At 56.4% G+C, this 25,852-nt stretch carries 21 protein-coding genes and 2 pseudogenes; 17 read left to right on the forward strand and 6 right to left on the reverse strand.

Going from position 1 to position 25,852, the window contains the following annotated elements:
* Nucleotide 1: 1 nt before the first annotated feature.
* Complete coding sequence (locus ACA108_10760; protein XEX97940.1) at nt 2–862, reverse strand: ABC transporter permease; 861 nt, start codon at nt 860–862, stop codon at nt 2–4.
* Nucleotides 859–2,352 (reverse strand): ABC transporter substrate-binding protein, encoded by a 1,494-nt coding sequence (locus tag ACA108_10765; protein ID XEX97941.1) that lies wholly within the window; start codon nt 2,350–2,352, stop codon nt 859–861. Before ACA108_10765 ends, ACA108_10760 begins: the two co-directional genes overlap by 4 nt.
* 178 nt (nt 2,353–2,530) lie before the next feature.
* On the opposite strand from ACA108_10765, the gene ACA108_10770 reads away from it, so the two are divergent.
* Nucleotides 2,531–3,190 carry a GntR family transcriptional regulator gene (locus ACA108_10770; GenBank protein XEX97942.1) on the forward strand — a complete coding sequence of 220 codons (660 nt, stop codon included), beginning with the start codon at nt 2,531–2,533 and terminating at the stop codon, nt 3,188–3,190.
* A 223-nt stretch (nt 3,191–3,413) separates the two neighbouring features.
* Here the strand turns inward: ACA108_10770 and ACA108_10775 are convergent, their stop codons facing one another.
* A complete protein-coding gene (locus tag ACA108_10775; GenBank protein XEX97943.1) occupies nt 3,414–3,920 on the reverse strand; it encodes an Rrf2 family transcriptional regulator in 507 nt (168 codons plus the stop codon).
* A 177-nt stretch (nt 3,921–4,097) separates the two neighbouring features.
* Between ACA108_10775 and ACA108_10780 the strand changes: the two genes are divergently transcribed.
* A complete protein-coding gene (locus tag ACA108_10780) occupies nt 4,098–5,300 on the forward strand; it encodes an NAD(P)/FAD-dependent oxidoreductase (protein ID XEX97944.1) in 1,203 nt (400 codons plus the stop codon).
* Nucleotides 5,301–5,348: 48 nt separating this feature from the next.
* Nucleotides 5,349–5,660, forward strand: a complete 312-nt coding sequence (gene yqfB / locus ACA108_10785; protein ID XEX97945.1) for a N(4)-acetylcytidine aminohydrolase — start codon at nt 5,349–5,351, stop codon at nt 5,658–5,660.
* A 524-nt stretch (nt 5,661–6,184) separates the two neighbouring features.
* Here yqfB and ACA108_10790 read toward each other — a convergent pair.
* Nucleotides 6,185–6,400, reverse strand: a complete 216-nt coding sequence (locus ACA108_10790; GenBank protein ID XEX97946.1) for a YdcH family protein — start codon at nt 6,398–6,400, stop codon at nt 6,185–6,187.
* 272 nt (nt 6,401–6,672) lie between these two features.
* Between ACA108_10790 and ACA108_10795 the strand changes: the two genes are divergently transcribed.
* From ACA108_10795 to ACA108_10840, 10 genes and pseudogenes are all read left to right on the forward strand, one after another.
* Nucleotides 6,673–7,437, forward strand: coding sequence for a siderophore-interacting protein (locus tag ACA108_10795; protein XEX97947.1), 765 nt, complete (start codon nt 6,673–6,675; stop codon nt 7,435–7,437).
* A gap of 10 nt (nt 7,438–7,447) precedes the next feature.
* Complete coding sequence (locus tag ACA108_10800) at nt 7,448–7,963, forward strand: PadR family transcriptional regulator (GenBank protein XEX97948.1); 516 nt, start codon at nt 7,448–7,450, stop codon at nt 7,961–7,963.
* A gap of 87 nt (nt 7,964–8,050) precedes the next feature.
* On the forward strand, nt 8,051–9,721 hold the full coding sequence (gene tsr, locus ACA108_10805) for a methyl-accepting chemotaxis protein (protein XEX97949.1): 1,671 nt from the start codon (nt 8,051–8,053) through the stop codon (nt 9,719–9,721).
* Between the two features lie 243 nt (nt 9,722–9,964).
* Nucleotides 9,965–10,996 carry an MsnO8 family LLM class oxidoreductase gene (locus tag ACA108_10810; GenBank protein XEX97950.1) on the forward strand — a complete coding sequence of 344 codons (1,032 nt, stop codon included), beginning with the start codon at nt 9,965–9,967 and terminating at the stop codon, nt 10,994–10,996.
* A 25-nt stretch (nt 10,997–11,021) separates the two neighbouring features.
* A complete protein-coding gene (locus ACA108_10815; GenBank protein ID XEX98076.1) occupies nt 11,022–12,143 on the forward strand; it encodes an amidohydrolase in 1,122 nt (373 codons plus the stop codon).
* Between the two features lie 43 nt (nt 12,144–12,186).
* A pseudogene (locus ACA108_10820) lies at nt 12,187–14,456 on the forward strand (NtaA/DmoA family FMN-dependent monooxygenase).
* A gap of 10 nt (nt 14,457–14,466) precedes the next feature.
* Nucleotides 14,467–14,973, forward strand: coding sequence for a GNAT family N-acetyltransferase (locus tag ACA108_10825; GenBank protein ID XEX97951.1), 507 nt, complete (start codon nt 14,467–14,469; stop codon nt 14,971–14,973).
* A 9-nt stretch (nt 14,974–14,982) separates the two neighbouring features.
* A complete protein-coding gene (locus tag ACA108_10830; GenBank protein ID XEX97952.1) occupies nt 14,983–15,909 on the forward strand; it encodes an amino acid ABC transporter permease in 927 nt (308 codons plus the stop codon).
* Complete coding sequence (locus ACA108_10835) at nt 15,893–16,672, forward strand: amino acid ABC transporter ATP-binding protein (protein ID XEX97953.1); 780 nt, start codon at nt 15,893–15,895, stop codon at nt 16,670–16,672. The genes ACA108_10830 and ACA108_10835 overlap by 17 nt, the downstream gene beginning before the upstream one ends.
* Nucleotides 16,673–16,699: 27 nt before the next feature.
* Nucleotides 16,700–16,918, forward strand: a pseudogene (locus ACA108_10840) (ABC transporter substrate-binding protein).
* 108 nt (nt 16,919–17,026) lie between these two features.
* Here the strand turns inward: ACA108_10840 and ACA108_10845 are convergent.
* Both ACA108_10845 and tyrP read right to left on the reverse strand, forming a co-directional pair.
* Nucleotides 17,027–17,599 (reverse strand): TetR/AcrR family transcriptional regulator, encoded by a 573-nt coding sequence (locus tag ACA108_10845; GenBank protein XEX97954.1) that lies wholly within the window; start codon nt 17,597–17,599, stop codon nt 17,027–17,029.
* A gap of 92 nt (nt 17,600–17,691) precedes the next feature.
* Nucleotides 17,692–18,903: a tyrosine transporter TyrP gene (gene tyrP / locus ACA108_10850; protein XEX97955.1), complete on the reverse strand. Its 1,212-nt coding sequence runs from the start codon at nt 18,901–18,903 to the stop codon at nt 17,692–17,694.
* A 626-nt stretch (nt 18,904–19,529) separates the two neighbouring features.
* Between tyrP and pgaA the strand changes: the two genes are divergently transcribed.
* From pgaA to pgaD, 4 genes are read left to right on the forward strand one after another with little or no spacing between them, the layout of a single operon-like run.
* Nucleotides 19,530–21,992, forward strand: coding sequence for a poly-beta-1,6 N-acetyl-D-glucosamine export porin PgaA (pgaA, locus tag ACA108_10855; GenBank protein XEX97956.1), 2,463 nt, complete (start codon nt 19,530–19,532; stop codon nt 21,990–21,992).
* A 9-nt stretch (nt 21,993–22,001) separates the two neighbouring features.
* Nucleotides 22,002–24,017 (forward strand): poly-beta-1,6-N-acetyl-D-glucosamine N-deacetylase PgaB, encoded by a 2,016-nt coding sequence (pgaB, locus tag ACA108_10860; protein XEX97957.1) that lies wholly within the window; start codon nt 22,002–22,004, stop codon nt 24,015–24,017.
* Nucleotides 24,014–25,348, forward strand: coding sequence for a poly-beta-1,6-N-acetyl-D-glucosamine synthase (gene pgaC / locus ACA108_10865; protein XEX97958.1), 1,335 nt, complete (start codon nt 24,014–24,016; stop codon nt 25,346–25,348). Before pgaB ends, pgaC begins: the two co-directional genes overlap by 4 nt.
* Nucleotides 25,345–25,851, forward strand: coding sequence for a poly-beta-1,6-N-acetyl-D-glucosamine biosynthesis protein PgaD (gene pgaD, locus ACA108_10870; protein XEX97959.1), 507 nt, complete (start codon nt 25,345–25,347; stop codon nt 25,849–25,851). Before pgaC ends, pgaD begins: the two co-directional genes overlap by 4 nt.
* The last annotated feature ends 1 nt before the right edge of the window (nt 25,852 follow it).

Raw genomic sequence — 25,852 nt, forward strand, 5'->3', positions numbered from 1 at the left:
ATCAGTCAAGCCTCGTGTGGGTTTTGCGCAGCAGGCTGTCGCCAAGCAGGTTGCAGCCGATAACCAGCGCGGCAATCACCAGCCCGGGGTAAAGCACCAGCCACTGGGCCAGCAGCATGTACGAGCGGCCCTCGCCGATCAGGTTGCCCAGGGTTGGCGTTGGCGGCTGAATGCCCATGCCCAGAAAGCCAATTGAGGCTTCCAGTACAATCAGGCGGGGGATATCGAGCGTCAGCAGGACGATAAGCGGCGTGGCCAGGTTGGGAAGGACGTGGCGCAGCAGAATCCGTGGGGTGGAAAACCCCATGCCGCGAACGGCCTCGATATATTCCAGCTCACGAATTTCGAGCGTTTTGGCGCGCGCGACGCGGGCGTAAATCGCCCAGCTTGTGACGCCCATGATAATAATGATGTTCTCAAGCGTCGTGCCAAACAGCGCCATCACCAGCAGGATCAGCAGGATAAACGGCACGGCGAGCTGAATATCCATCAGGCGCATGATGGTGGCATCCACCCAGCCGCCGACGTAGCCGGCGATCATCCCCAGCAGCGTCCCGATGACGGCGGCAATCGCCGCGGCCAGCAGGACGACCATCAGCGACAGCCTTGTGCCGGAGAGGATGCGGGAAAGCAGATCCCGCCCTAGCTGGTCGGTCCCAAGCCAGTGGGTCGCGCCAGCCGTAGCAGTACCCGGCGGCTGGAACAACTCCGCCAGGCTGTTGGTTAACGGATCGGGAAGGGGCAGCCAGGGGGAAATCAGCGCGGCGAGTATGACAATCGCCAGCAGGGCCCCCCCAACGATACCGTCGCCGGAAAAGCGCTTCCGGGGACGGCGTGTCAGCGATTTATTCGGGAAGATCATTTCACTCTCAGGTCAAACAGCGGAATACGCGCGTCGGCACGGCCTTTAAACGTCACGCTGTCGCCGTTTGCATAAAGCGAATCTTCACGGTACAGCGGGATCAGCGGCTGCTCTTTCGCCACTTCCTGCTGGATTTGCTGCAGCAGCTGTTCGCGCTTTTTGCTGTCTACGGTGCTGCGGCTGGCGTTAAGAAGCTTATCCAGCCCGGGTGAATTGACCGTTGAGTACGGTTCACCGGAGTGGAGAATAGGATACAGCGCGGCGTCGGCGTCCAGCGTTTGTGTTGATCCCCAGGCCAGCATGTACATATCTGCCTGCTTGCCTGAAGCCACCTGCTGGGTGTAAACCGACCATTCAGGCACTTCGAGCTGGGCCTTCACGCCGATCGCCGCCAGATCCTGTACGATCGCCTGGCCGACTTCGGCACTGGCGATATAGCGGCGGGGAGCCTGGAATTTAAGAGTAAATCCGTCCGGGTAACCGGCTTCCTTCAGCAGCGCTTTAGCTTTGGCGATGTCCTGCGCCGGAGCCGGGACGTTCAGATAGCCGAAATCTTTTGCCCCCGCCATGGTACCGGTTGGCGTAGCAAAACCGTGCAGCAGCTGACTGGTGTAGGCCTGACGGTTAAGCGCTAAAGACAGCGCCTGCCGTACGCGCACGTCATTCAGTGGTTTTTCGTTATTTTTCAGGCCCAGATAAATCGTCAGGCCGCCGCCTTTAACCTGCTCCAGGTGGATGCCGGGTTTGTTTTTCAGCGCGCCAACCAGATCGGCCGGCACGCTGTCCACCAGCTGGACTTCACCGGTCAGCAGGGCGGTAATACGGGCCGTGGCTTCGGGAATGGGGCGCCAGGTGACGGTGTCGATTGCCGGCTTACCGCGCCAGTAATCCGGGTTGGCCTGCATGACAACCCGCTCATCTGGTATAAATTCTTTTAATGTATACGCGCCACTGCCGACAGGTTTTCGTGCAAATTCTGCAGCACCGACTTTACTTAGATAGGCAGGCGGGACAATGTACGTCGGGTAACGGCTCATGCGAGTGGGCAAAAGCGGGTCGGGGCCGTCCGTGTGGATACGTACCTGATAGTCTCCAGATACTTCAACAGATTTTATGGTTCGGATATAAGATATGGTAGGGGCATGGTTCGCCGGATCGAGAATACGGTCGATGGAGAACTTCACCGCCGCCGCGTTAACCGGCTCACCGTTGGTGAAGTTTACGCCCTTACGGAGGTCGAACTGCCAGGTGGTATCATCGAGCGCTTTCCATGAGGTGGCAAGGCCCGGCTGGAGCTGCATGGCGCTGTCGCGCAGGATTAACGTATCGAATATGTTATCGACCAGCGTGGCCGCCTCTTTCAGAAAGCCCGGATCCATAGCTGCAGCGGAGGCAGGCTGGGCAATAGTGAGTTCACTTGCATAACTAACCGAAGAGGATAAAGCTAAAAGGACAGCCAGCGTGGTAAATTTAAGGCCCGGTCGATTCATTTATAGTCAATCCTGTGCATTATTGGCGTTTAAAAACTTATGGAAAGTTAACATAAAAATCGTGCTAATTATTAAAATGATAAGGGCAAAATCATCCTGTATCTTAGAGTTGCCCTTTATGACAAACCAGTTCTGCAAAAACAAATACAAAATAGTTTTTTTGCTATAGGAAATAAACATGTTCGATTTGGAAAAAGCGCAAAGAATGAGTTTAACTCTGCAGGTTGAAGCCCGGTTAAAAAGTGCGCTTATTGTCGGGGCACTGAAACCCGGCGCCCGGCTTGTAACCAAAGATATTGCTGAGCAGCTGGGCACCAGTATTACTCCCGTCAGGGAAGCGTTATTACGTCTGGTCTCTTCCGGTGCGCTGGACGCTACCCCGGCACAGGCGTTTCTTGTGCCGGAAATCTCATTAAGCCGCTATCAGGAAATTATTACCATCCGTAAGAGCCTGGAGGTGATGGCGGTGACGGAAGCCGTGCGCTTAATGGACGCAGAGAAGCTTGAGAGGCTGCGCCAGCTCTACGATCATTTCCGGACGGCAAAACTGTCTGCCAACGTAGAACAGGCGTTACAGGCCAACCGCACATTCCGTTTTCAGCTCTACGACTACGCGCAGATGCCGACGCTCTCGGTCCTCATCGAGCAGTTATGGGTGCGTATTGGCCCTTGTTTTAACTATTTGTACCCGCAGTCGCAAGAGACAGCGCAGGGGCATCATAATTATGATGATTTACTGGAAGGACTGGCGGAAAAAGATGTCAACCGCTGCGTAAAAGCGGTGCTGAAATCTATTGATGACGGTGCAACGATTTTATTGAATCAATATTTTTGCTGACGATTAATTACCGTCATAAACTATAAAATCCGTAGCAAAAGCGTGGCCTTTATTCCGCCCGGAAGAATATTATCAGCGCGCAGAGAAGGCCATTTTGTACATAAAGTTAGCCCGATATGACATGTCGATGTGGGTGGATAAATAAGCAGCTGCTTAATTACCTCTTATCTTATTAAGCAGCTATTAATCATAAAATCTAATTAAGCGCTACTTAACTGACAATTCACTGGCTGCGCTTATCCCTGATCCACTCTTGCACCTCTACCACAAACTCATCCGGCGCTTTGCGGTAGAAGCGGCGGGCCAGATCTAAAATCGTGTGCTGAGACAGGGCTTCTTCCATACGCTGCTGGGCGGTATTCATCACGGCGCGGATACCGCAGATACCTTCACAGGCCCAGGCGGGGGGAGAGTCGTCAAAGACTGCTATGCGCTGGCGGATCTCTTTACAATCGAAGATTGTTTTAGGGCCGTCTATCGCCCCGACGATGTCCAGTACGCTTATCTGCTCCGGCAGGCGAGCCAGGGTAAAACCGCCGCCTTTGCCTTCGCTGCTGACGACCAGCCCGGCTTTTGAAAGTTTGGTGAAGATCTTGGCGAGGTAGTCGTAGGGTACGCCCTGAAGCTCGGCGATTTCACGCACGCTCATCTCCACGCCGTTCCCTTTGCTGTCCACCATGCACACCAGGCTGTGAATGCCGTATTCCACGCCCGCGCTGTAAAAAGCCATAAAACCCCCACCGTGAATAATCCGAGTAATGTAGGCATATCTTCTCCCGCATGCAATGGAAAGCCATGTCTTAAGCGAGATTAAATCTAACTACGACTATACTTGTCGGAGTTAACTGCGACAAGTATAGTCGTAGTCACCAGCCGGAGTCGGCTTCATTTCGTAAAGGAAGATCCAATGAAACAAAAGATCCTTATTCTCGGCGCCGGTTTCGCCGGCATGTGGGCCGCGCTCAGCGCCGCTCGTTTAGCGGCGATGCACGAGCGTAGCGATATCGAAATTGTGGTGCTTGCTCCCCAGCCTGAGCTGCGCGTTCGCCCCCGCTTCTATGAAGAGAAGGTGGAAACGTTAGTTTCTCCGCTGCTGCCGCTGTTTGACGTAACCGGCGTGAAGTTTGTGCAGGGTGAAGCCCAGCGCATCGACGCCGAAGGAAAATGCGTCTGGTATCGCAACGCAAAAAATGAAAGCACGCCTGAACATTACGATCGCCTGGTACTGGCAACCGGCAGCCACCTGCGCCGCGATTTAGTGAAAGGGGCTGCAGAGCATGCCTTCGATCTTGACCAGCTGGAAACCGCGCTGCGCCTTGAACAACATCTTAGCCATCTCGGCGAGCAGCCTGAGACCGAGGCACGCAATACCGTCGTCGTCTGCGGCGGCGGCTTCACGGGAATTGAGGTTGCCACCGAGCTGCCACATCGTCTGCGCAAGATTCTGGGTGAAGGCAGTACGCCACGCGTCATTGTCGTTGAACGTGGGAGTGTGATTGGCGGCCGCTGGAGCGAAGAGCTGCGAGAAGTGATTCGTGAGGCCAGCGACGAACTGGGCGTTGAATGGCGTCTGGGCGCAGAGATTGCGGAAGTGAACGGGCAGGGTATTATTCTGGCGGACGGCGAAGTCATTGAGTCAAATACGGTCATCTGGACGGTAGGCGTACAGGCTAACGAGCTGACGCAGCAAATTGCTGCGCAACGTGACGGTCAGGGCCGTCTACACGTTAACGAATTCCTCCAGGTTCCGGGCTATGACGCTATTTTCGCCACCGGGGACGTTGCCCGTGCAGCAACCGACGACAAGGGCAACGTGGCGCTGATGACCTGCCAGCATGCCATCATGCTGGGCCGCTTTGTCGGGCATAACGCCGCGGCTTCTCTGCTGGGCGTCGCACCGCTGACCTATCGCCAGGAAAACTACGTGACCTGTCTGGATCTGGGCGGCTGGGGCGCGGTCTATACCGAAGGGTGGCAGCAGGATGTGAAGCTGACGCGCGCGGAAGCGAAAAAGCTTAAGCTTTCGATCACCAGCGAACTTATCTACCCGCCGAAGGCGGATCGCAAGATTGCGTTTGAAACCGCAGATCCGCTGGCAGCGTTTGTCTGAGCAAAGGTATGATGGGCGTCTTGCTTTAGATTCTTCAGGGTGCCCGTCATGAACAACGATATTACCTTCTTTGCGCGTTTCGAAGCCGACATTGTCACCGGACGAAAGACCATCACCCTGCGCGATGAGGCTGAATCCCACTTTCAGCAGGGACAGCGGCTTCGGGTAGGACGCTACGAGGATAATGTTTACTTTTGTACTATTGACGTAAAAAGCGTGCTGCCAGTAAAAATGGATGAGCTGACCGATGAACATGCCCGTCAGGAAAATATGACGCTGCCGCAGTTAAAGCAGGTGATTGGCGAAATATATCCTGGGCTGAATGAGCTGTACGTTATTTCTTTCACGCTGGTACAGTAACAGGCGAAGTGCACGAAGAGCGCCGCCGGTTTATGGCTGGCTGCGTGGTCAGGAAAGGGCAGCCTGTATTACGGGTTGCCCCAGCGTCCGGCGGTTACTCTGCCGGCAGGAAAGGGTTAGCCTGCACCAGCGGACCGCTCTGGGGCTGCTGCTCGCTCATATGCGCCATGGAGGCATGGGGAGCAAAAAATGGCGAAATAATAAAGGCCGCTAATAAAACGAATTTAAGTAAAAACTTCAACACCATTGACACTCTGCATACATGCACATCATCTTAATTGATTAAGAGATAGCGGAATAAAAAATTTAAAAATAAAGCCATGCCTCAAAGAGGATATATTTGTGGCACCGGCAGTAATCTGGCGTACATAGAGTAACCATCAGTTCGCATAATTTCTATATCTTCATATTCCTAAATCATGCACTTGTCCGGGTTATTCCCTCCAACCGACTAATAAATATCAATAAAAACCCTTTTGTCTGAAAGTGGATAAGGAAGGGGACAGCCCCTTCCTGAAGAGGCGCTACCGGCTGGCTTGTTTTAGCATCTGATAGAGCTCGTCTTTGAGCCGCAGCTTCTCTTTTTTCAACTGCATGACCTTCTCGCAGTAGCCGTTACCCTGCGGGCCCTCCCTGCGCAGGATTTCATCATCTAGCTTATTGTGTTTGTCGAACAAGCTGAGGAAGCGTGGATTGGCGGATTTTAACTCGGTGATAAGCTCGCGATATTCTGGAAACATATCTGACCTCCCTGGGACGTTTGTCGGTGGATGGAGTATTACCGGGCATAAGTCTTAGCTGCCAGCGCCAGTGTAGAGGCGAGACGGAATCAAAGGGAAGCTTAGAATCGTATGGGTTTGTCAATTTGCGATCGGGGTAGCGCATTCCGGGACAGGTTTGCACGACCCGGCAACGTCTTAGGAATTAGTGCCGCAAATTGTGAAAGACAGGGTCTGCCATGGCGTGTTAAAACATAGCTATGATATATCTTAATGATCCAGCGGAGCAGGCTATGACTTCCCAACTGAACAAAGAAAAATTACCAAAACGCGTCAAGAATGAGCTTAAATTTCGCAAGCTGGTGGTTAAAAGTAAGCAGGTCGTGGCGGGTTGCTTCTGGCGAATTGTTTTCACCAGCGAGCAGCTGAACGGCTTTGCTTCCCACGGTTTCGATGACCATATCAAGGTCTTTTTCCCGGCAGAAAACGGTGAGCTGCAGATGCCCGCAATTACAGAAGAGGGCATCGTCTGGGGAGACGGACCGCGCCCGCTTTCCCGCGACTATACGCCGCTGGCTTTTGACGCTGCCGCCGGTGAGCTGACCATCGACTTCTATATTCATGACGGCGGTGTGGCGAGCGGCTGGGCAGCGGAGGCCAAAGCAGGCGACACGCTGATGATCGGTGGGCCACGCGGATCGCTGGTGATCCCAACGGAGTATGCTTACCAGCTCTATGTCTGCGACGAAAGCGGGCTGCCCGCCGTGCGCCGCCGCCTGCGTTCGCTGCCCGACAACGTGACGGTTCAGGTTCTGGTGAACAGTCATCACAGCGACACCCAGTCTTATCTGAGCGAGTTCTCTCATGCCGCGGTGGAATGGCTTAATGAAGCTTCCCTTACTGAACGATTAAAAACGCTGGCTATCCCGGAAGAAGATTACTTCGTCTGGATAACCGGTGAAGGTGCCGATGTGAAACGTATGAGCGACGAGCTGATAACCTCCTGCAATCTTGACAGTGATTTCGTGCGCGCCGTTGCCTACTGGCACAGTAAATAAGGGAGAGCATATGCGCATCCACAACGACGGCCACGTCGGCCCGGAAGGAAAAGCGCGGCACCGCCGCGAAAAGCTGTTTGATGCCCAGGATATTCGCCTGCTGATCCTGCACTGCCTTGCCGGTAATAGCGCGCACGGTTATGAGCTAATCAAAACCATTGAGGCGATGGCGAAAGGGGAATATGTCCCCAGCCCGGGCATTATCTACCCAAACCTGACGCTGCTTGAAGAGATGGGAGCGATCTGCGCCACGGTAGAGTCAGGAGGCAAGAAAGTCTGGACGCTAACCCCGGAAGGCAGCACTTTCCTGGGGCAGCAACAGCAGGAAGTGGACCAGGTCATTCAGCGCCTGGCGTCGCTGGGCGTGCTGGGGGATAACCGCCGCATTCCTGAAATGCAGCGGGCAATCCACAACTTCAGGATGGCGCTGAATACCCGTCTCGGCAAGGGCGATCTGTCCCAGGAGACGGTCTATCAGATTATCGATACCCTGGATCGGGCGGCAAAAGAGATCGAACGCAGCTAGTCATACCAGTCAGCAGACGATTAAGCATAAAGTTTTGCTCCAATGTGCCGAAACCCAATGCATCTTTTGGAATGAGATCGGGAAAGCATGTTAAATCGTATAAAAGTTGTTACCAGCCTGCTGATTGTGCTGGCATTGTTCGGAATTCTGCAATTAACCTCCGGCGGGCTGTTCTTTAACGCCCTGAAAAACGACAAGGAAAACTTCACCGTCCTGCAAACCATTCGTCAGCAACAGTCCACGCTGAACGGAAGCTGGGTTGCGTTGCTGCAAACCCGTAATACCCTCAACCGCGCCGGCATCCGTTACATGATGGATACTACCAACACCGGCAGCGGCTCTACCGTCCCTGAGCTGATGCAAATCGCCAGCACCTCCCTGAAGCGTGCCGAAGAGCAGTGGGCGGCTTATAAAGCCCTGCCGCGCGATCCTCGTCAAAGCGAACAGGCGATCGCTGAAATCAAGCGCAACTACGATATCTACCACGGTGCACTGGCCGAGCTGATTCAGCTGTTGGGGGCAGGTAAGATTAACGAGTTCTTTGACCAGCCAACGCAGAAATATCAGGACGGCTTTGAGCAGCAGTACGTCAGCTATCTCGAACAGAACGATCATCTCTACCAGCTGGCCGTAGAGGACAACGGCAGCTCCTACAATCTGGCCATCTGGCTGCTGATTTCCATTCTGCTCGCCGTGCTGGTGGTGATTGTGATTGTCTGGCTGGGCATTCAAAGGACGCTGATCGCACCGCTGACCAGCCTGATCGCCAGCATCCGCCATATCGCCGGTGGCAATCTGGTACGCAGAATTGAAGTGGAAGGCACCAACGAGATGGGTCAGCTGGCCGACAGCCTGCGGCACATGCAGGCCGAACTGGTCAGCACAGTGAGCGACGTGCGTAACGGCGCTAACGCCATTTACAGCGGTGCGAGTGAAATCTCCATTGGTAATAACGATCTCTCTTCTCGTACCGAAGAGCAGGCTGCTTCTCTTGAAGAGACGGCAGCGAGCATGGAAGAGCTGACCGCCACCGTGAAGCAGAACGCCGAAAACGCACGCCAGGCGAGCCAGCTTGCCCTGAGCGCCTCGGAAACGGCCCAGCGCGGCGGAAAAGTGGTTGATAACGTAGTTCGCACTATGAACGATATCGCTGGCAGCTCCAAGAAGATCGCCGATATTACCAGCGTGATCGACGGCATTGCCTTCCAGACCAATATCCTGGCCCTGAACGCGGCGGTTGAAGCTGCCCGTGCAGGCGAGCAGGGTCGAGGTTTCGCCGTGGTAGCAGGGGAAGTGCGCAATCTTGCCCAGCGCAGCGCTCAGGCTGCTAAAGAGATTAAGGGCCTGATTGAGGATTCCGTCAGCAAGGTGGATACCGGTTCCACGCTGGTAGAAAGTGCCGGTGAAACAATGGATGAAATCGTCAATGCCGTTACCCGCGTGACCGATATTATGGGTGAAATCGCCTCCGCTTCCGACGAGCAAAGCCGGGGTATCGACCAGGTCGGCCTTGCGGTATCTGAAATGGACCGCGTGACCCAGCAAAACGCCGCGCTGGTGGAAGAGTCCGCCGCCGCCGCCGCCGCGCTGGAAGAGCAGGCCAGCCGTCTGACCCAGGCCGTTTCCGTGTTCCGCATCACCCACAATGCGGCAGGCGAAGGCGCCGAGCTGAAAACCCCTAAGCTTCCGGCCTCTGCCGCTGCACCTCGCAAACTGGTGAAAACAGCAGCCACCGATGAAAACTGGGAAACCTTCTGATTTGCTTCCCGCAACCTTTCTCCGCAAGGAGAGGGGTTTTCAAAATCAGAGCTTTATTTGTGTCTATTAACACCAAATAATGGGCTTAAGGGCTTTAAATAAAGCTCTTATCCCTTCCTCTCCTCATATTTCTTGCGGTTATCCTTTCCCGTTATTCAACTATCCAAATGTAAATAAATTGTTTCTCAGCGGCCACGCGACGCTCTATTAATGAACACATGTTAAGTAAATTGAGTGCGTGATATGTCCTATCGAATCAGCCTGCTGGATAAAAGCCCGGTTGCCGTCAATGAAACATCCGAGGAGGCGCTAAGGCGTACGCTCAGCCTCGCACAGCATGCGGAAAACTGGGGTTATCACCGTTTCTGGATCGCGGAGCATCACAATACGTCCCGGCTGGCCAGCCCTTCGCCGGAGCTGGTGATTGCCTGGATTCTCGGGCAGACGCGCCATATCCGCGTCGGCTCCGGCGGGGTGATGCTGCAACACTATAGTCCTTACAAAGTCGCAGAAAACTTTAACCTGCTGGCCTCCATTGCCCCTGGTCGGGTCGACCTTGGCGTTGGGAAAGCGCCGGGCGGGCTGCCGCTCTCCACCCGCGCATTGCAGACCGGCCTGCATCAGGATGAGAAAGGCACCTTTGCCGACCAGCTGGCCCAGCTCGACAACTGGCTCTCTTTGCCCGCCGCTGCCGATGAAGATGAAAATGCGCTGCGTGCCACGCCTGTTCCACAGCGTGGAGCCAACCGTTTTCTGTTGGGCGCAAGCAGGGAAAGCGCTTTGCTGGCCGCCCAGCTGGACTGGGATTTTGTCTTTGCTGCGCACCTTAACGGCGACAGGACGCTGCTGGATGAGGTTCTCACTACGTGGCGCAGGCACAGCCAGCGCGAGACGCTGGTCGCGGTGCAGGTCATCGTCGCCGGTACGGCGCAGGAGGCCGATGAGCTGGCAGGTCAGGTGGAAATCTGGGGCGTGGAGCTTGAAAACGGGCAACGCGTCTCGGTCGGCAGCGAGGGTCAGGCGCAATCTTTTGCCCGCCAGGCCGGTAGCCCGATCAAAAACCTGGTAAGACGTGAACCCTCGCTGCTGAAAGGCACCGCTGAAACGGTCCATGCCGGGCTGGCCGCCTTGCAGAAACAATACGGTATCGATGAATTTATTATCGACACGCCGGTTGCCGAAGCGCATGCCCGCACGCTTTCGCTGCGCCTGCTGGCGGCAGGTATGCCGTATCCGGCAAATGCAAAACCTGCTGCCCTACATGAAGCCGGATAAGGGGAAACAGGTGACAGACGTGACATTGACCTTCAGACAACAGCTTATTAACTGGCGGCGTGAGCTGCACCAGCACCCTGAGCTTTCGGGCCAGGAAGTAGAAACGACGGCACGCCTGCGTAAATGGCTGGCAGGCGCGGGGCTACGGCTTCCGCAGTATCCGCTCAGCACGGGAGTCGTGGCGGAGCTAGGAAAAGGCGAAAAGGTCATCGCGCTGCGGGCGGACATTGACGCACTTCCCATTGAAGAATCCAGCGGCGTAGATTTCAGCTCCGTTAACCCAGGTATCATGCACGCTTGCGGCCATGACGTACACAGCAGCGTGATGCTGGGGGCCGCGCTGCTGCTCAAAGAGCATGAAAAACAGCTGCCGGGAAGGGTGAGGATCATCTTCCAGCCAGCAGAGGAGAACTTTACCGGCGCAAAAGCAATGATCAAAGCCGGTGCGCTGGAGGGCGTCAGCGCTATTTTTGGTATGCATAACGAACCCGGCCTGCCCGTGGGCACGTTTGCCACCCGAGGCGGAGCTTTTTATGCCAACGTCGATCGCTTTGTGATCCGCGTGAGAGGCAAAGGTGCACATGCGGCCCGACCGCACGAAGGAAACGACGCCATTTTGCTGGCGAGCCAGCTGGTTACCGCGCTGCAATCCATCGCCAGCCGCAATATCAGCACGCTGGAATCAGTTGTGGTGAGCGTGACGCGGATTCAGGGAGGGAACACCTGGAACGTGCTCCCGGAGTCGGTAGAGCTGGAAGGAACGGTACGCACGCATCGGGCAGATATCCAACGGCAGGTGGAGAAGCGCATCCGCGAACTGGCGGAAGGGTTCGCCACCGCGTTCGGCGCGCAGCTCGAAGTGGAATGGTATGCCGGGCCGACAACGTTAGTAAACGATGAAAAATGGGCCGCGTTTGCCACCCGCGTGGCGCAGGATACCGGCTACAGCACGCAAACGGCGGACGTACATATGGGCGGGGAGGATTTCGCCGTCTACCTGAAAACCATACCCGGCGCGTTTGTCAGCATCGGCAGCGCCAGCGAATTCGGTCTGCACCACCCTGCATTTGATCCTGACGAGGCGCTGATAGATGAGGCCGCGCGATATTTCGCCTCGCTGGCTGAACTGGCGCTGATCGAAAACTAATTACCCCGACGACCTTTATAATGTCTGACCATGAGGATGAGTTATGTCTGCTGAAAGACAATTACGGCTTGGCACAATATTACACGGCGCGTCCGGCAATATGTCCGCATGGCGCCATCCCGCCGCCGTGGCCGATGCGAGTATTAATTTTGAGTTTGTAAAACAGACCGCCCGCAAGGCCGAAGGGGGAAAGCTTGATTTTCTGTTTGTAGCAGACGGCTTATATATCAATGAAAAATCGATCCCCCATTTTCTCAATCGTTTTGAACCGTTGACGCTGTTATCCGCGCTGGCCAGTATTACCACGCATTTGGGGCTTGTCGGCACGCTGTCTACTTCCTACAGCGAGCCATTCACCGTTGCACGCCAGTTCGCAAGCCTGGATCATCTGAGCAAGGGCCGCGCGGGCTGGAACGTCGTGACGTCTCCGCTGGAAGGTTCAGCTAAAAACTTCTCAAGAGATAAACATCCGGAACACGCTTTGCGTTATCGCATAGCGGATGAATATCTGGACGTTGTCAAAGGCCTGTGGGATTCCTGGGAAGAAGATGCCTTTATTCGAGATAAAGCGAGCGGTCAGTTTTTCGATGCCGGTAAACTACATGCGCTTAATCACCACGGTGACTTCTTTAAGGTGGCTGGCCCGCTGAATATTGGTCGCACGCCGCAGGCCAGGCCCATCGTATTTCAGGCCGGCGCATCCGATGACGGCAAGAAATTAGCGGCCCGCCACGCGGACGCCATATTCACCCACCATGAAACGCTGGAAGAGGCGCAACATTTTTATCGCGACGTGAAAAGCCAGCTCGCGGCGCATGGCCGCACAGCGGAAGAGCTGCATATCTTCCAGGGCGTGAGCGTGATTGTCGGCTCTGACGCGCTGGACGTGGAAAACCAGTATCAGACGACCGCCGCCCTCGTCTCCGTTGAGGACGCGCTGAACTATCTTGGGCGCTACTTCGAACATCATGAATTCAGCCAGTACGAGCTGGACGCGCCGTTCCCGGATATTGGCGAACTGGGGCAGAACAGCTTCCGCAGCACGACGGATGAAATCAAACGTAACGCCCACGAACGCCAGTTGACCTTACGGCAGGTTGCGCTGGAGTCAGCCACACCGCGCCCGCGCTTCTCCGGCACGGCGCAGCAGGTAGCCGACGGCCTGCAGCGCTGGTTTGAAAGCCACGGCGCAGACGGCTTCATTATTCAGGGCGGTACGCCGGACACCTTCCCGCGCTTTGTGGATGAGGTTGTGCCGGTACTACAGGCCAGAGGGCTGTTCCGCAAGGAGTATCCGGGCACGACGCTGCGCGAAACCCTGGGGCTTTCCGTGCCCGCCAACCAATACAGCCAACAACAATAATAAGAGAATCCTCTATGCAGAAATCTACGCTGATCCTGGCTATCGCTCTGGCGCTGTCCTCGTATGCCGCTCAGGCACAGGAAGTCACCATTAACGGCGCGGGCGTAAGCCTTGAGGCCAACAAAACGCCGGTTAATACCGCCAGGAACCCCCAGGCCATCACCGAACTGCCGAAGGGGTATCGCTTTGCCGTGCCGGGTAAGTTTACCGTGGCGGTGGCCGCGCTGAATTCGCCTCCGCTGACCGTATTTGCCGACGATAACAAAACGCTGCTCGGCAGCGAGGTGGATATTGCCCGTCTGGTCGCTGACAGCCTGGGTCTTGAGCTGAACGTGGTGCCCACGTCTTGGGAGGACTGGCCGCTGGGGGTCACCTCCGGCAAATACGACGCGGCGATCAGCAACATCACCGTCACCAGAGACCGCAAAGAGAAGTTTGATTTTGCCACCTACCGCAAAGACTCCCTCGGCTTCTACGTCAAATCTTCCAGCCGGATCAAGGCCATAAAGAAAGCGGAGGACATTGCCGGGCTGCGCATTATCGTCGGCTCGGGCACCAATCAGGAATCTATCCTGCTGGCGTGGAATGAAGAGAACCTGAAGAAGGGGCTGAAGCCGTTCACGCCGGTGTATACCAAAGATGACGCCGCCCTGACGCTGGCGCTGCAGTCCGGGCGCGCGGACGCCTTTTTTGGCCCGAACGTCATTGGCGCGTGGAAAGCCGCGCTGACGGGTAAAACGCGCCTGGTGGGCAGCGTGGACGGCGGCTGGCCGAAGGCGGCTCATATCGCGGTAACGCTGAAAAAAGGCGGCGGCCTGGCGGAGCCGGTGCAAACCGCGCTGAACGGCGTAATTAAAAACGGCGATTACAGCAGGGTGCTGAGCCGCTGGGGGGAGAGCGTCGAGCAGATCCCGGCGTCTGAAATCAACCCCGCCGGTCTTGGCGACTAAGGAGAACAGGATGAGCGAACAATTTCGTGACGTCTCGCCGGAAGCGTCGGAGCTGCAGCCCATTATTACCGGGCTGTTCGGTGAGTATGAGGCCCGCTACGGCGACTATTTCTCCCGCGATGCGGAAGTGGAGCTGACGGAGTGGTATCTCGCTCCGCAGGGGCTGTTTATCGTGCTGGAGCGCGACGGGGAGATAATCGCGACCGGTGCCTACAAGCCGTTTGATGAGCATACCGCCGAGCTGAAGCGCATCTGGACGCATTCGGGTTTACGCAGGCAGGGACTGGCAGGCCGCATCGTGCGCGAGCTGGAAAGAAGGGCGCTGCTGGCAGGCTACAGCCGTGTTTATCTGACCACGGGGTTCCGTCAGCCGGAGGCCGTAAGGCTCTACCTCGGGCAAGGGTACGAGCCGCAGTTTGATATTCATCGCAACCCTGAAGAGTACAGCGTCGAACCGTACGATGGTCGGCTGCGTTTTAGCAAACCGCTGGCGCTGGACAGCCGCAAAACAGCCTGAGGATCCGACATGACAACACCCTCTACCATTAAAGTTGTTCCGGCGCGCTATCCGTTACGCATCGTCGGGGCCGTTGCCGCGCTTTTTGTGCTGGCGATTGTTATTCAGTCAGTCGCGTTTAATCCGCGCTGGGAGTGGCGCGTCTTTGCCCGCTGGTTCTTCGACCCGGTGATACTGGAAGGGCTGGCGCGGACGCTGCAGCTGACGCTGATAGGCACCGTGCTGAGCGTGATAATAGGCGGCATGCTGGCGCTGGCGCGGCTATCGTCGTCATGGCTGCTGAACGCGCTGGCCTGGGGATATATCTGGCTGTTCCGCTCGCTGCCGCTGATTGTGGTGCTGATCATCCTCTATAACTTCTCCTACCTGTACGACACGCTGACGCTGGGGATCCCGTTCACCCGTATCAGCTGGGGCAGCGTTGATACGATAAACGTGCTAGGCCAGTTCTCGACGGCGGTTGTCGGCCTGACGCTGGTGCAGAGTGCCTATACCGCAGAAATAATTCGCGGCGGGTTTCTGGGGGTCGATCACGGCCAGTATGAAGCGGCTGCGGCGCTCGGCTTACCTGCCTGGCGGCGTACTGTGCGCATTATCCTGCCCCAGGCGCTGCGCACGATCTTACCTTCGGGCTTCAACGAAATCATCAGCCTAGCTAAGGGGACCGCGATGGTTTACGTGCTGGCGATGCCGGAACTCTTTTACACGATCCAGATGATCTACAACCGTACTCAGGAAGTGATCCCGCTGCTGATGGTGGGGGCGGTCTGGTATCTGGCGATCACCAGCGTCCTGTCGCTTATTCAGCATCTTGTTGAGCGCTGGCTTGCGCGCAGCGAGCGTCGTTCCGCCATTAATCCGCAGAGCGCGTCCCGCTCCGTCGTTCGTCAGCCCGCGCTACAGACCCAGGAGGCCGCTCATGTATCAGGCTCTTAATCAGCCGGGACACATTTCCATTACCGGCGTCAGCAAATATTTTGGCCGTCATAAAGCGCTGGACGACGTCTCCCTCGAGCTGCCGCCGGGATCGGTGACGGTGATCCTCGGCCCTTCAGGATCGGGGAAATCCACCTTGCTTAGGGCGATTAATCATCTCGAACGCGTGGATGAGGGGTTCATCCAGATAGACGGCGACTACATTGGCTACCGGCTGGCGGGCGACAAGCTCTATGAGCTGAAAGAGAAGGAGATCCTCCGCCAGCGCGTAAACGTCGGCTACGTGTTTCAGAACTTCAATCTCTTTCCCCATCTCACGGTGCTGGATAATCTGATTGAGGCCCCCATCGCCCATGGGCAGCTGAGCCGCAAAGCGGCTATCGAATGGGCTTACGAGCTGCTGGATGTTGTCGGCCTGCGCAATAAGGCGGATGCCTGGTCACGCCATCTGTCCGGCGGCCAGCAGCAGCGCATTGCCATCGCCCGCGCTCTGGCGCTGCGCCCACGGGTGATGCTGTTTGATGAGCCGACCTCGGCGCTGGATCCTGAGCTGGTGGGGGAAGTGCTCGACGTTATCAAAAAGCTGGCCCGCTCCGGTACGACGCTGGTGGTGGTGACGCATGAGATTGGTTTTGCCCGCGAGGTGGCGGACAAAGTGGTGTTTATGGTGGACGGTAAAATCGTCGAGCAGGGCAGCAGCGACGAGGTGCTCAATCGCCCGCAGCAGGTGCGGACGCAGCAGTTTTTATCCAAAGTGCTGTAAGGAGAGAAGATGAAATCAGGAGCACTGGCGCTTACCGGTAAGACCAGCGTTGTTGGGCTCGGGCCAAAGAAAGCCTACGTTGCAACGACGACCAAAAAAGGCAATGGCCTGGTGTATGCGTTACAGGCTGCGCTGGATGGCGCTGCAAAAAGTGGTGAGTACCAGCAGGTTCTTGACCGCTGGGGAGAAAAGGGCGAAGAGGTAGAGGCTTCGAAGGTGAATCCGCCGGGGATTACCTATCCTTAGCCGAGTGCTGATTCTGGTGGATGACGCATATGCTTATCTGCCCTACGAAGGGACTGGTTGGCAGTTTTGTAGGTCGGATAAGCGGCAGCGCCATCCGACATAGCCGGTCTACAATACCTGCTTCACGAATGCCTGAATATCGTCCAGCGCCTGTCGGCGGGCCAGCGGGGCGCTGTCGATGATCAGCTGATCGGAATAGCCGTTCAGCAGGGCGCTGATTTGCCTGGCAACACGCCGGACGTTTGTTTCCCGGAATACCCCGTCTGAAATCCCTCTTTCAAGGATCCCTGCGAGCAGGTCATCCCACTTTTCCGTCATTTCAAGGGCGAGGTCGGCATAGGCTTTGTTGTGCACCGCCAGCCGCCATAAAGAGCCGTAAAGCTCCCAGATGGCATCGGCGCGATCCGGCAGATAGTCTTCTATAAAAACGTTAAGGGCCTGCTCCGGAGAAAGGGGCTGGGTTTTCTGGGTGTAGGCCTCAAGCTCGGCGTACATAAAACGGGTGAAGGCTTCAAGGCAAAGCGTCTGCCAGTCCGGGAAGTAATGATAGATGTGGCTGCGGGCAATGCCGACCTGCTCGGTGACATCGCGGGTCGTTACTTTCTCGACGCCTTTTTCGGTAAACAGCGTGATGGCCGCGTCGAGAATTTTAGCTTTGAGTTCTGTGCCTTTTTCTTTCATCCCGGCTTCTTCATTAACGTTGAGCAGACGCGCAAGATAACAATCTGACGCGCCTTTGTCATTGTCGGATGGCCGGGACTTTTGCTGGTGGCTTACCCCACCTCAGGCAGCGCGCCGGTGGCGATCAGCGCCTGAATGACAATTACCGCCACGCCGCAGGCGAAAACCAGCATCAGCAGCGGTTTGCCCCCAGCAACACGGTAGCCTCCGGCGTTATCCTGCTGCCGACTTTTCCAGACCAGCAGCGACGGCACGATCAGCGCGAGGATCGCCAGCGCCACGCCCGCATAGCCCAGCGCCATTACAAAGCCCTGCGGGTAGAAGAGCGCAAAAATCAGCGGCGGAACAAAGGTCATCAGCCCCGTCTGCATCCGCCCGGAGGCCCTGCGGTTACGCTGGAAAAGGTCGCCCAGATAGTCAAACAGCCCCAGGGAGACGCCCAGGAACGAAGTTGCCAGCGCGAGGTCGGCAAACAAATGAACGGCCAGCTCAACGTGCGGCGTGGCAACGACCTGGCGTACGGCTGCCAGCAGGCCGTTCAGGCCGGAATGATCCGCCAGCAGCGAGCTGAAGACGCCAGAATCAATGGCGCCAAGCGTCGCCAGCTGCCAGAAGATGTAGGCGACCAGCGGGATGGCACTGCCGATGATAAACACCCAGCGCAGTTTGCGCATGTCGCCGTTCAGATAGCTGACGATGCTCGGCACGCTGCCGTGGAAGCCAAAAGAAGTAAAGATCACCGGGATGGCGGATAGGGCCAGACCCTGTTCAAGGGGTAAGGTTAAAAGATTGGTGTGGTGAATATGCGGCATCATCAGCGCCAGCATAACAACCAGCAAAACAATTTTGGTGCTGAACAGCACGCGGTTAAACATATCCACCATATGGGTGCCGATACAAACAATGCCGCCGGCAACCAGGGTGAACAACAGCACGCCGGTTGTGGCCGGAATAGTCGTTGCTAACCATTGACTCAGGCTGGCCGCTAACAGCTCCCCCGCGCCGCTAATATAAGCGGCGGTCAGGGCATACATCAGAAATAGCATGCTGAAGCCGGTGAGCCACTGGCCAGGACGACCAAGGTAGCGGCGGGCGAGGGTACCAAGCCCAGTGTCAGCGGAGACATGCTGATAGACCTCAACCAGCAGCAGCGCGGTATAGCACATCAGCCCCCACAGACCCAGAAGCAGCAGCAGCGTTACGCCAAACCCAACCCCGGCGGAAGCCAGCGGCATCGCCAGCATCCCTGCGCCAATGGTGGTTCCGGCCACGATAAAAATACTACCAAGAGTGCGATTCTTCACGCTTCCCTCTGAATTTATAATTGTACACACGACATTGTGCCGCGCAGGGTAAGGGAAATCGCAAATGCCGTCAAATCAGCCTTACGCCGAGTGTAACCAAATCATTACAGCTGGAAGCTACGCGATAGCCGATCGACGATCGTTGTTGTCATGGACAGAGGGCAATGCCCCCTGGCGACGAAGAGCCGTTGATAAATATCCCTTTTAATTGGGATGAGAAATAATTTTTATAATCAGGTGATGAAAAAACACCATCATTTTTATAAGAATCTTATCGCCGACTAATTAATTAAATAGAGAGGCTGGCTATCAGGTAAATATTATTGATTTTCACTTCCGGCAGCATGGCGTCCTGGAAGTATTAGAATAAATTGGCCGAAAACACTTTAATGAATGAGCGTCTAAAATAATTTCTGGTTTGCTTCGTAACTAAGTGATAACTTTTTGACCGATGCCGATCTAACATAAAACCTTTGTTGCAGAACGGCTTATTACTACATGCAATACGAAGAAAGTATTAATTTCATTTTTTCCGTGAGGATTGAAATGAGGTTGTAGTGTCACACAGCAGAAACAAATAAATGATAATGCTTACTTTATTCCGACAGAAGGATATAAGTGTCGCTATGTTTAGCATTCGATATCATACCATTCCTGGTTATTACCTCCGGTCAGGGGCCTGCATTATTAGCACGGCTTTTCTTCTTCCGGCGTACTGCTTCGCCGCAAATACCGCTTACGATGATTTAATTATTGAGGCGCGAGGCGGTGACCGAACGCCGTTGTTTAACTACCTGGAGCAACAGGAAAAAAGCACGACCCTGACGCCCGAACAGGTGGCTGACTGGCTGCAGGTTTCCAGCTGGGCGGAGAACGATGAACAGACGCTTAGCGTCTGGCAGCGCTATCGCGATAGCATGGTCGTACCGGCTCGTGGCCAGGTTGCCGTCGCCCGAACCCTGCGTAACCAGAAAAAATGGGATGACTCGCTGGCCATATGGCAGAGCGCGCTGCGCGCCGAGCCGGGCAATGTGGATGCCCGCACAGGCTGGATTATGACGCTCGCCGACGCGAAACGTCATCAACAGGCGCTGACGGAGGCCAAAAGCTGGGCGCAAAGCGAGCCCGGACCGGAGCGCGACGCGCTGGTTGCCTACGTTTATCACTCGCAGGGTAAAAACTGGGATGCGCTGCTGGCGGCAAGCCTGGCAGACGAGGAGGATCCCCAGAATAATGCGACGAAATCCACGTTAGTTTCAGCATTGTCAGCCAATCGGGTTGCTGCCCCGGCGCTTGAGCTTTCCGGAAGCGGTTCCGCGACCGATCCGCTGGCGCGCAGGCTTGAACTCGACGCCGCAGCTGAGATAGTGCGCGTCGCCTTTACGCCCGCGCGTAATGAAGATGAACGTTTCCTGGTGGCAGACAAAGCTCTGGCCCGCTACGACCGGCTGATTAATGAGTGGCAAAACGTCCCCGCCGCCCAGGCCGACCTGCGTCGAGCCAGAATAGACCGCATGGGAGCCCTGCTGATTCGCAAACGTGCAAAAGAAGTGCTTAGCGAATATCAGCAGCTGTCCGCGGATGAGCAGCCGGTGCCGGATTATGCCAAACGTTGGGTTGCCACAGCCTGGCTTGTAGAGCGCCAGCCGGAGAAAGCCGAAGCGATGCTGACGGAGATTTATTCTCCCCCCGTTGGTACCCCTGTCCCGCAGCTGACGCCTGAAGATCATCAGGAATTTTTTTACGCGCATATCGACAGCGAAAACTTCGACGCTGCGAGAAGGCAGGTATACGCCGTCATCAAAGACAGCCCGTACCTGCGCCGCATATACGGTTCGCCCACGCCGCAGCCGAACGACTACTGGCTGCTGGGACAAACGCTGCTAACGCAGTACCAGGTGGCGACTAACGACTTACCCGAAGCCGAGAAGCTTGCTGAGCATCTGGCCCGTACCGGCTCCGGTAACCAGGGGTTGCGCATTAGCTATGCCGCCGTTCTTGAGGCCAGGGGGCTGCCGCGGGCGGCGGAGCGCGAGTTAAAACTTGCTGAGGTGCTCGAACCAAGCAATCTGGAGCTTGAGAGACAGCAGGCCTATGTCGCTCTCGATCTGCAGGAGTGGAAGCAGGCCGATGAACTGACCGACGACGTACTGGCGCGTAGCCCTGACGATACTGCGAGTCTGCGGCTGGGACGCATCCGCGACGTGCATAAAAGGTCCGAGCTGCGCATCAGCGGCTCGCAGGGGATTGCCTCTGACAGCCCCGTTTCGGGCAAGCATGACTTTACCTGGAACTCGGCGATTTACAGCCCTCCCATCAACGATAACTGGCGCCTGTTCACCGGCTTTAACTTTGCCACAGGCGAATTCGAAGAGGGTAAGGGGATTAATCGCGAACTGGCCGCTGGGGCGGAATGGACCTCCCGCAATTACTGGGCAGAGATGGAAGTTTCAGGCCACAACTACGGCGACGGGCAGAAGATCGGTGGACGGTTTTCCGGCTGGCACGACTTTAATGATAGCTGGCGAATCGGCGGCTCTGCCGAACGCCTGTCGCAAAACACTCCGCTACGCGCCCTGCGCAACGGGGTAAGCGCCAACGGCGGCGAGGCTTATCTGCGCTGGTACCAAAATGAAAGGCGTGAGTACCAGCTGTCTTTCGCCGCTTCGCATTTCTCTGACGGTAACGACCGTATTGAATACGGCATTAGCGGCAAAGAGCGTCTGCTCACCACGCCGCGCTTCATCCTTGATTTTGTTCCCGGCATCGGCGGCAGCACCAACACCAAAGAAAACGTCCCTTACTACAACCCGAAAAGTGACTTCTCGGTGGTGCCTGGCCTGAGGGCGGAACAGGTTATCTATCGCCGGTACGACACCGTGTGGAAGCAGCAAATGACGGCGGGACTGGGCAGCTACTGGCAGAAGAAGCAGGGCAGCGGCGCCATTACCCAGCTCGGCTACGGCCAGCGCGTGCAGTGGAACAACGTGGTGGACGGTGGACTAATGCTGACCTGGGACAAGCGCCCGTACGACGGGAAGCGTGAGCGGAACATCGCTCTCGCCTTCGATTTGAACGTCAGGTTTTAAGGAATGGATATGTTAACTAAATGGCTGCGGGCCGCACTTTTAATCTCAGGCTGGATCCTGATAACCGCCTGTGGCAATGCTGAAACGCCGCGATACGTGCCTCCCGAACAACGTGTACCTTTAAACGCCGACCAGCCCTGGCAGAAGAACAGCTTTCTGGTGCTGGCCTATCACGACGTGGAGGATGAGGCAGCGGACCAGCGCTATCTGTCAGTGCGCACCAGCGCGCTCAACGACCAGATTGCCTGGCTGCGCGATAACGGCTACAACCCGGTCAGCGTGCAGCAGATTCTGGATGCTCACGACGGTAAAATAACGCTGCCGGAAAAAGCCGTGCTGCTGACCTTCGACGACGGTTACAGCAGTTTCTATAGCCGCGTCTGGCCGCTGCTGAAAGCTTATAACTGGCCTGCGCTGTGGGCCCCGGTGGGCAGTTGGGTAGATGCACCAGCCGGTAAGCCGGTGGATTTCGGCGGTCTGGTCACCCCCCGCAATAAGTTTGCCACCTGGCAGATGGTGAAGGAGATGAGTGAGTCGCCGCTGGTTGAAATCGGTGCCCATACCTGGGCTTCGCACTACGGCAGCACCGCCAACCCTCAGGGCAGCCAGGAGCCAGCCGTGGCAAACCGGCTGTACAATAAATCTACCGGCCAGTACGAAACGGACGAGCAGTTTGAGAAACGCATTACCGCAGACCTGAATCTCATTACGAATAAGATAACAAGCGTGACCGGCAAGCCACCCCGCGCCTGGGTTTGGCCGTACGGTGCCGCAAGCGGCACAACGCTGCGCCTTGCCAAAGAACACGGCTATCGGATGGCATTTACCCTGAACGAAGGGCTTGCTAACGCCGCAAACCTGGACGATGTGCCGCGTATTCTGATTTCTAACAACCCGGGGCTGAAGCGTTTTGCGAACCAGGTCGCACAGGTTCGCGAAACCGAAACGATGCGCGTGATGCACGTGGACCTGGACTACGTCTATGACAAGGATCCGGCGCAGCAGCGTAGAAACATCGATAAGCTCATCCAGCGCGTTTTCGACATGCGCATCTCGCACGTTTTCCTGCAGGCCTATGCGGACCCGACGGGCGACGGCAACATCCACGAGCTCTATTTCCCCAACCGCTGGCTGCCGATGCGCGCCGACCTGTTTAACTTTGTCGCCTGGCAGCTTCAGACCCGGGGAGGCGTCGCCGTGTATGCCTGGATGCCGGTACTCGCCTTCGACCTGGATAAGTCTATCCCGCGCGTGACCGCCTGGGATCCGAAAACCGGGCGCAGCGCGGTGGACAAGGGGCAGTACATTCGCCTTTCCCCGTGGAGCCAGCAGGCGCGACAGCGCATCACGGAAATCTATGAGGACCTGGCTAAAAACACCAACTTCAGAGGCATTCTCTTCCATGACGACGCCTTCCTGACCGACTTTGAAGATGCCTCGCCCGACGCGCTGGCCGCTTATCAGGCCGCAGGGTTCCCGGCAGGCATTGAACAAATTCGCGGCGACCCGCAGACCTTTGAGCGCTGGACACGCTTCAAGAGCAGGGCGCTTATCGATTTTACCGGACAGCTTGCCCGGACGGTGAAGGACATACGCGGGCCGCAGGTCAAAACCGCCCGTAACATTTATGCCATGCCGATACTGGAGCCTGAAAGCGAAGCCTGGTTTGCGCAGAACCTCACCGACTTCCTGGGTGCCTATGACTGGACCGCCCCTATGGCAATGCCGCTGATGGAAAAAGTCCCGGCGGATAAGAGCAACGCCTGGCTGGACAGGCTGGTGAATGCCGTAGGCCAGCACCCCGGCGCGCTGGATAAAACGGTATTTGAGCTTCAGGCCCGTGACTGGCGCAAAGCCGGCGGGCAGGACGAAATCAGCGGGAAGCGGATCGCCGACTGGATGCGCCAGCTGAAGCTGAGCGGCGCGGAAAACTACGGTTACTACCCGGACGATTTCATTAACGATAAACCCGAGATGTCGGCAATCCGGTCGACGTTCTCCTCATACTGGTATCCGCAAAAATGACCGATCGCCTTGTAGCTTTCCTCATCCTTTGCCTGATGTTCAGCCTGCCGCTGGGGATGGCGGCCGTCTTTACCGGCGAAGCGATCCTGAATTTCGTTTTCTTCTGGCCGCTGTTTATGTCCGCGCTGTGGATGAGCGGCGGGCTGTATTTTTGGTTCTACCGCGAGCGCCACTGGGAATGGGGCGAGGGCACACCAGCGCCGACGCTTGAGGGCAACCCACTGATCTCCATTCTGATCCCCTGCTATAACGAAGGGGATAACGCGAGAGAAACCATCGAAGCGGCCATTCGCCAGCGCTATACCAATATCGAAGTTATTGCCATTAACGACGGTTCGAAGGACAACACAGGCGAGGTGCTTGACCAGCTGGCAAACGAGCATCCCCGGCTGCGCATCATTCACCTGGCGGAAAACCAGGGCAAAGCGGTGGCGCTTAAAACCGGGGCCGCCGCCGCGCGCAGCGACTTCCTGGTCTGTATCGACGGTGACGCGCTGCTGGATAAGGACGCGGCAGCCTATATGGTTGCGCCGCTGCTGCAGTATCCACGCGTAGGGGCCGTGACCGGCAACCCACGTATCCGGACGCGTTCAACGCTCATCGGTCGGGTGCAGGTCGGCGAGTTTACATCGATCATCGGGCTTATCAAGCGCACCCAGCGCATTTACGGGCAGGTGTTTACCGTCTCGGGCGTGATTGCCGCCTTCCGCCGTCGGGCGCTGTCGGAGGTGGGCTACTGGAGTCCCGATATGATAACCGAGGACATCGACATCAGCTGGAAGCTGCAGCTGCGGCACTGGTCGGTCTTCTTTGAGCCACGGGCGCTGTGCTGGATATTGATGCCGGAGACGCTAAAAGGGCTGTGGAAGCAGCGTCTGCGCTGGGCGCAGGGAGGCGCAGAGGTGTTTATCGTCAATATGCGACGCCTGTGGGCGTGGGAGTATCGCCGCATGTGGCCTTTGTTCATTGAGTTCTGCCTGTCAACCGCATGGGCCTTCGCCTACGCGGTAAGCATCCTGCTGTTTGTGGTTGGCCTGCTCGTGCCGCTGCCGAATTCGCTGCACGTTGCCCACCTGTTTCCACCTGCGTTTACCGGGCTGATGCTGGGCGTGGTGTGTCTGCTGCAGTTTATGGTGAGTCTGGTGATTGAGAGGCGGTACGAAAAGGGCATTGTCGCCTCGCTGTTCTGGATAATCTGGTTCCCGGTGGTTTACTGGATGCTTAGCCTGTTCACCACGCTTGTGGCATTTCCGAAAGTCATGCTCAGACGCCAGCGGACAAGGGCACGCTGGATCAGCCCGGACCGCGGTATTGGGAGGATAAAACCATGAATCAACCGTTGATTTTTACCGAACGACGCCCGCTCCCCAGAGTACTGGATACACTGCTGACGCTGATTGCCTGGTTCGGCTTTAGCTATCTTATCTACAACGGACTGATGACCGCCCTGGCGCATTCGCCGTTCCTGGGCATCCGGCCGTTCTTCTCTACGCTTGATACGGTGACGATTTATGCCGTCATCGGGATGCTTAACGGTCTGGTGCTGATTGCATGGGCAAAATACAACCAGCGTCGTTTCCGGGGTGTCGAACGGCGCAGTCGCAGGCCAGGGCTGAAAGAAAACGAGCTGGCCGCCAGTCTGCATATAACGTCCGGACTTGCCATGGAGCTGAATAAAGGCCGGGTGCTGACCGTTTATCATCATGACAATGGCGAAATCGACAGGGTGGAAGTGTCGAGGAACATCATCGACAATCTGCTGCCGCCTCCGGCGGGGCAGCAGCTTATGAACTCTTTTAACAATGTGTCTGCTAATCAACCGGTTCTTTACTAAC

Source organism: Dryocola sp. LX212, assembly GCA_041504365.1.
Lineage (GTDB): Bacteria > Pseudomonadota > Gammaproteobacteria > Enterobacterales > Enterobacteriaceae > Dryocola.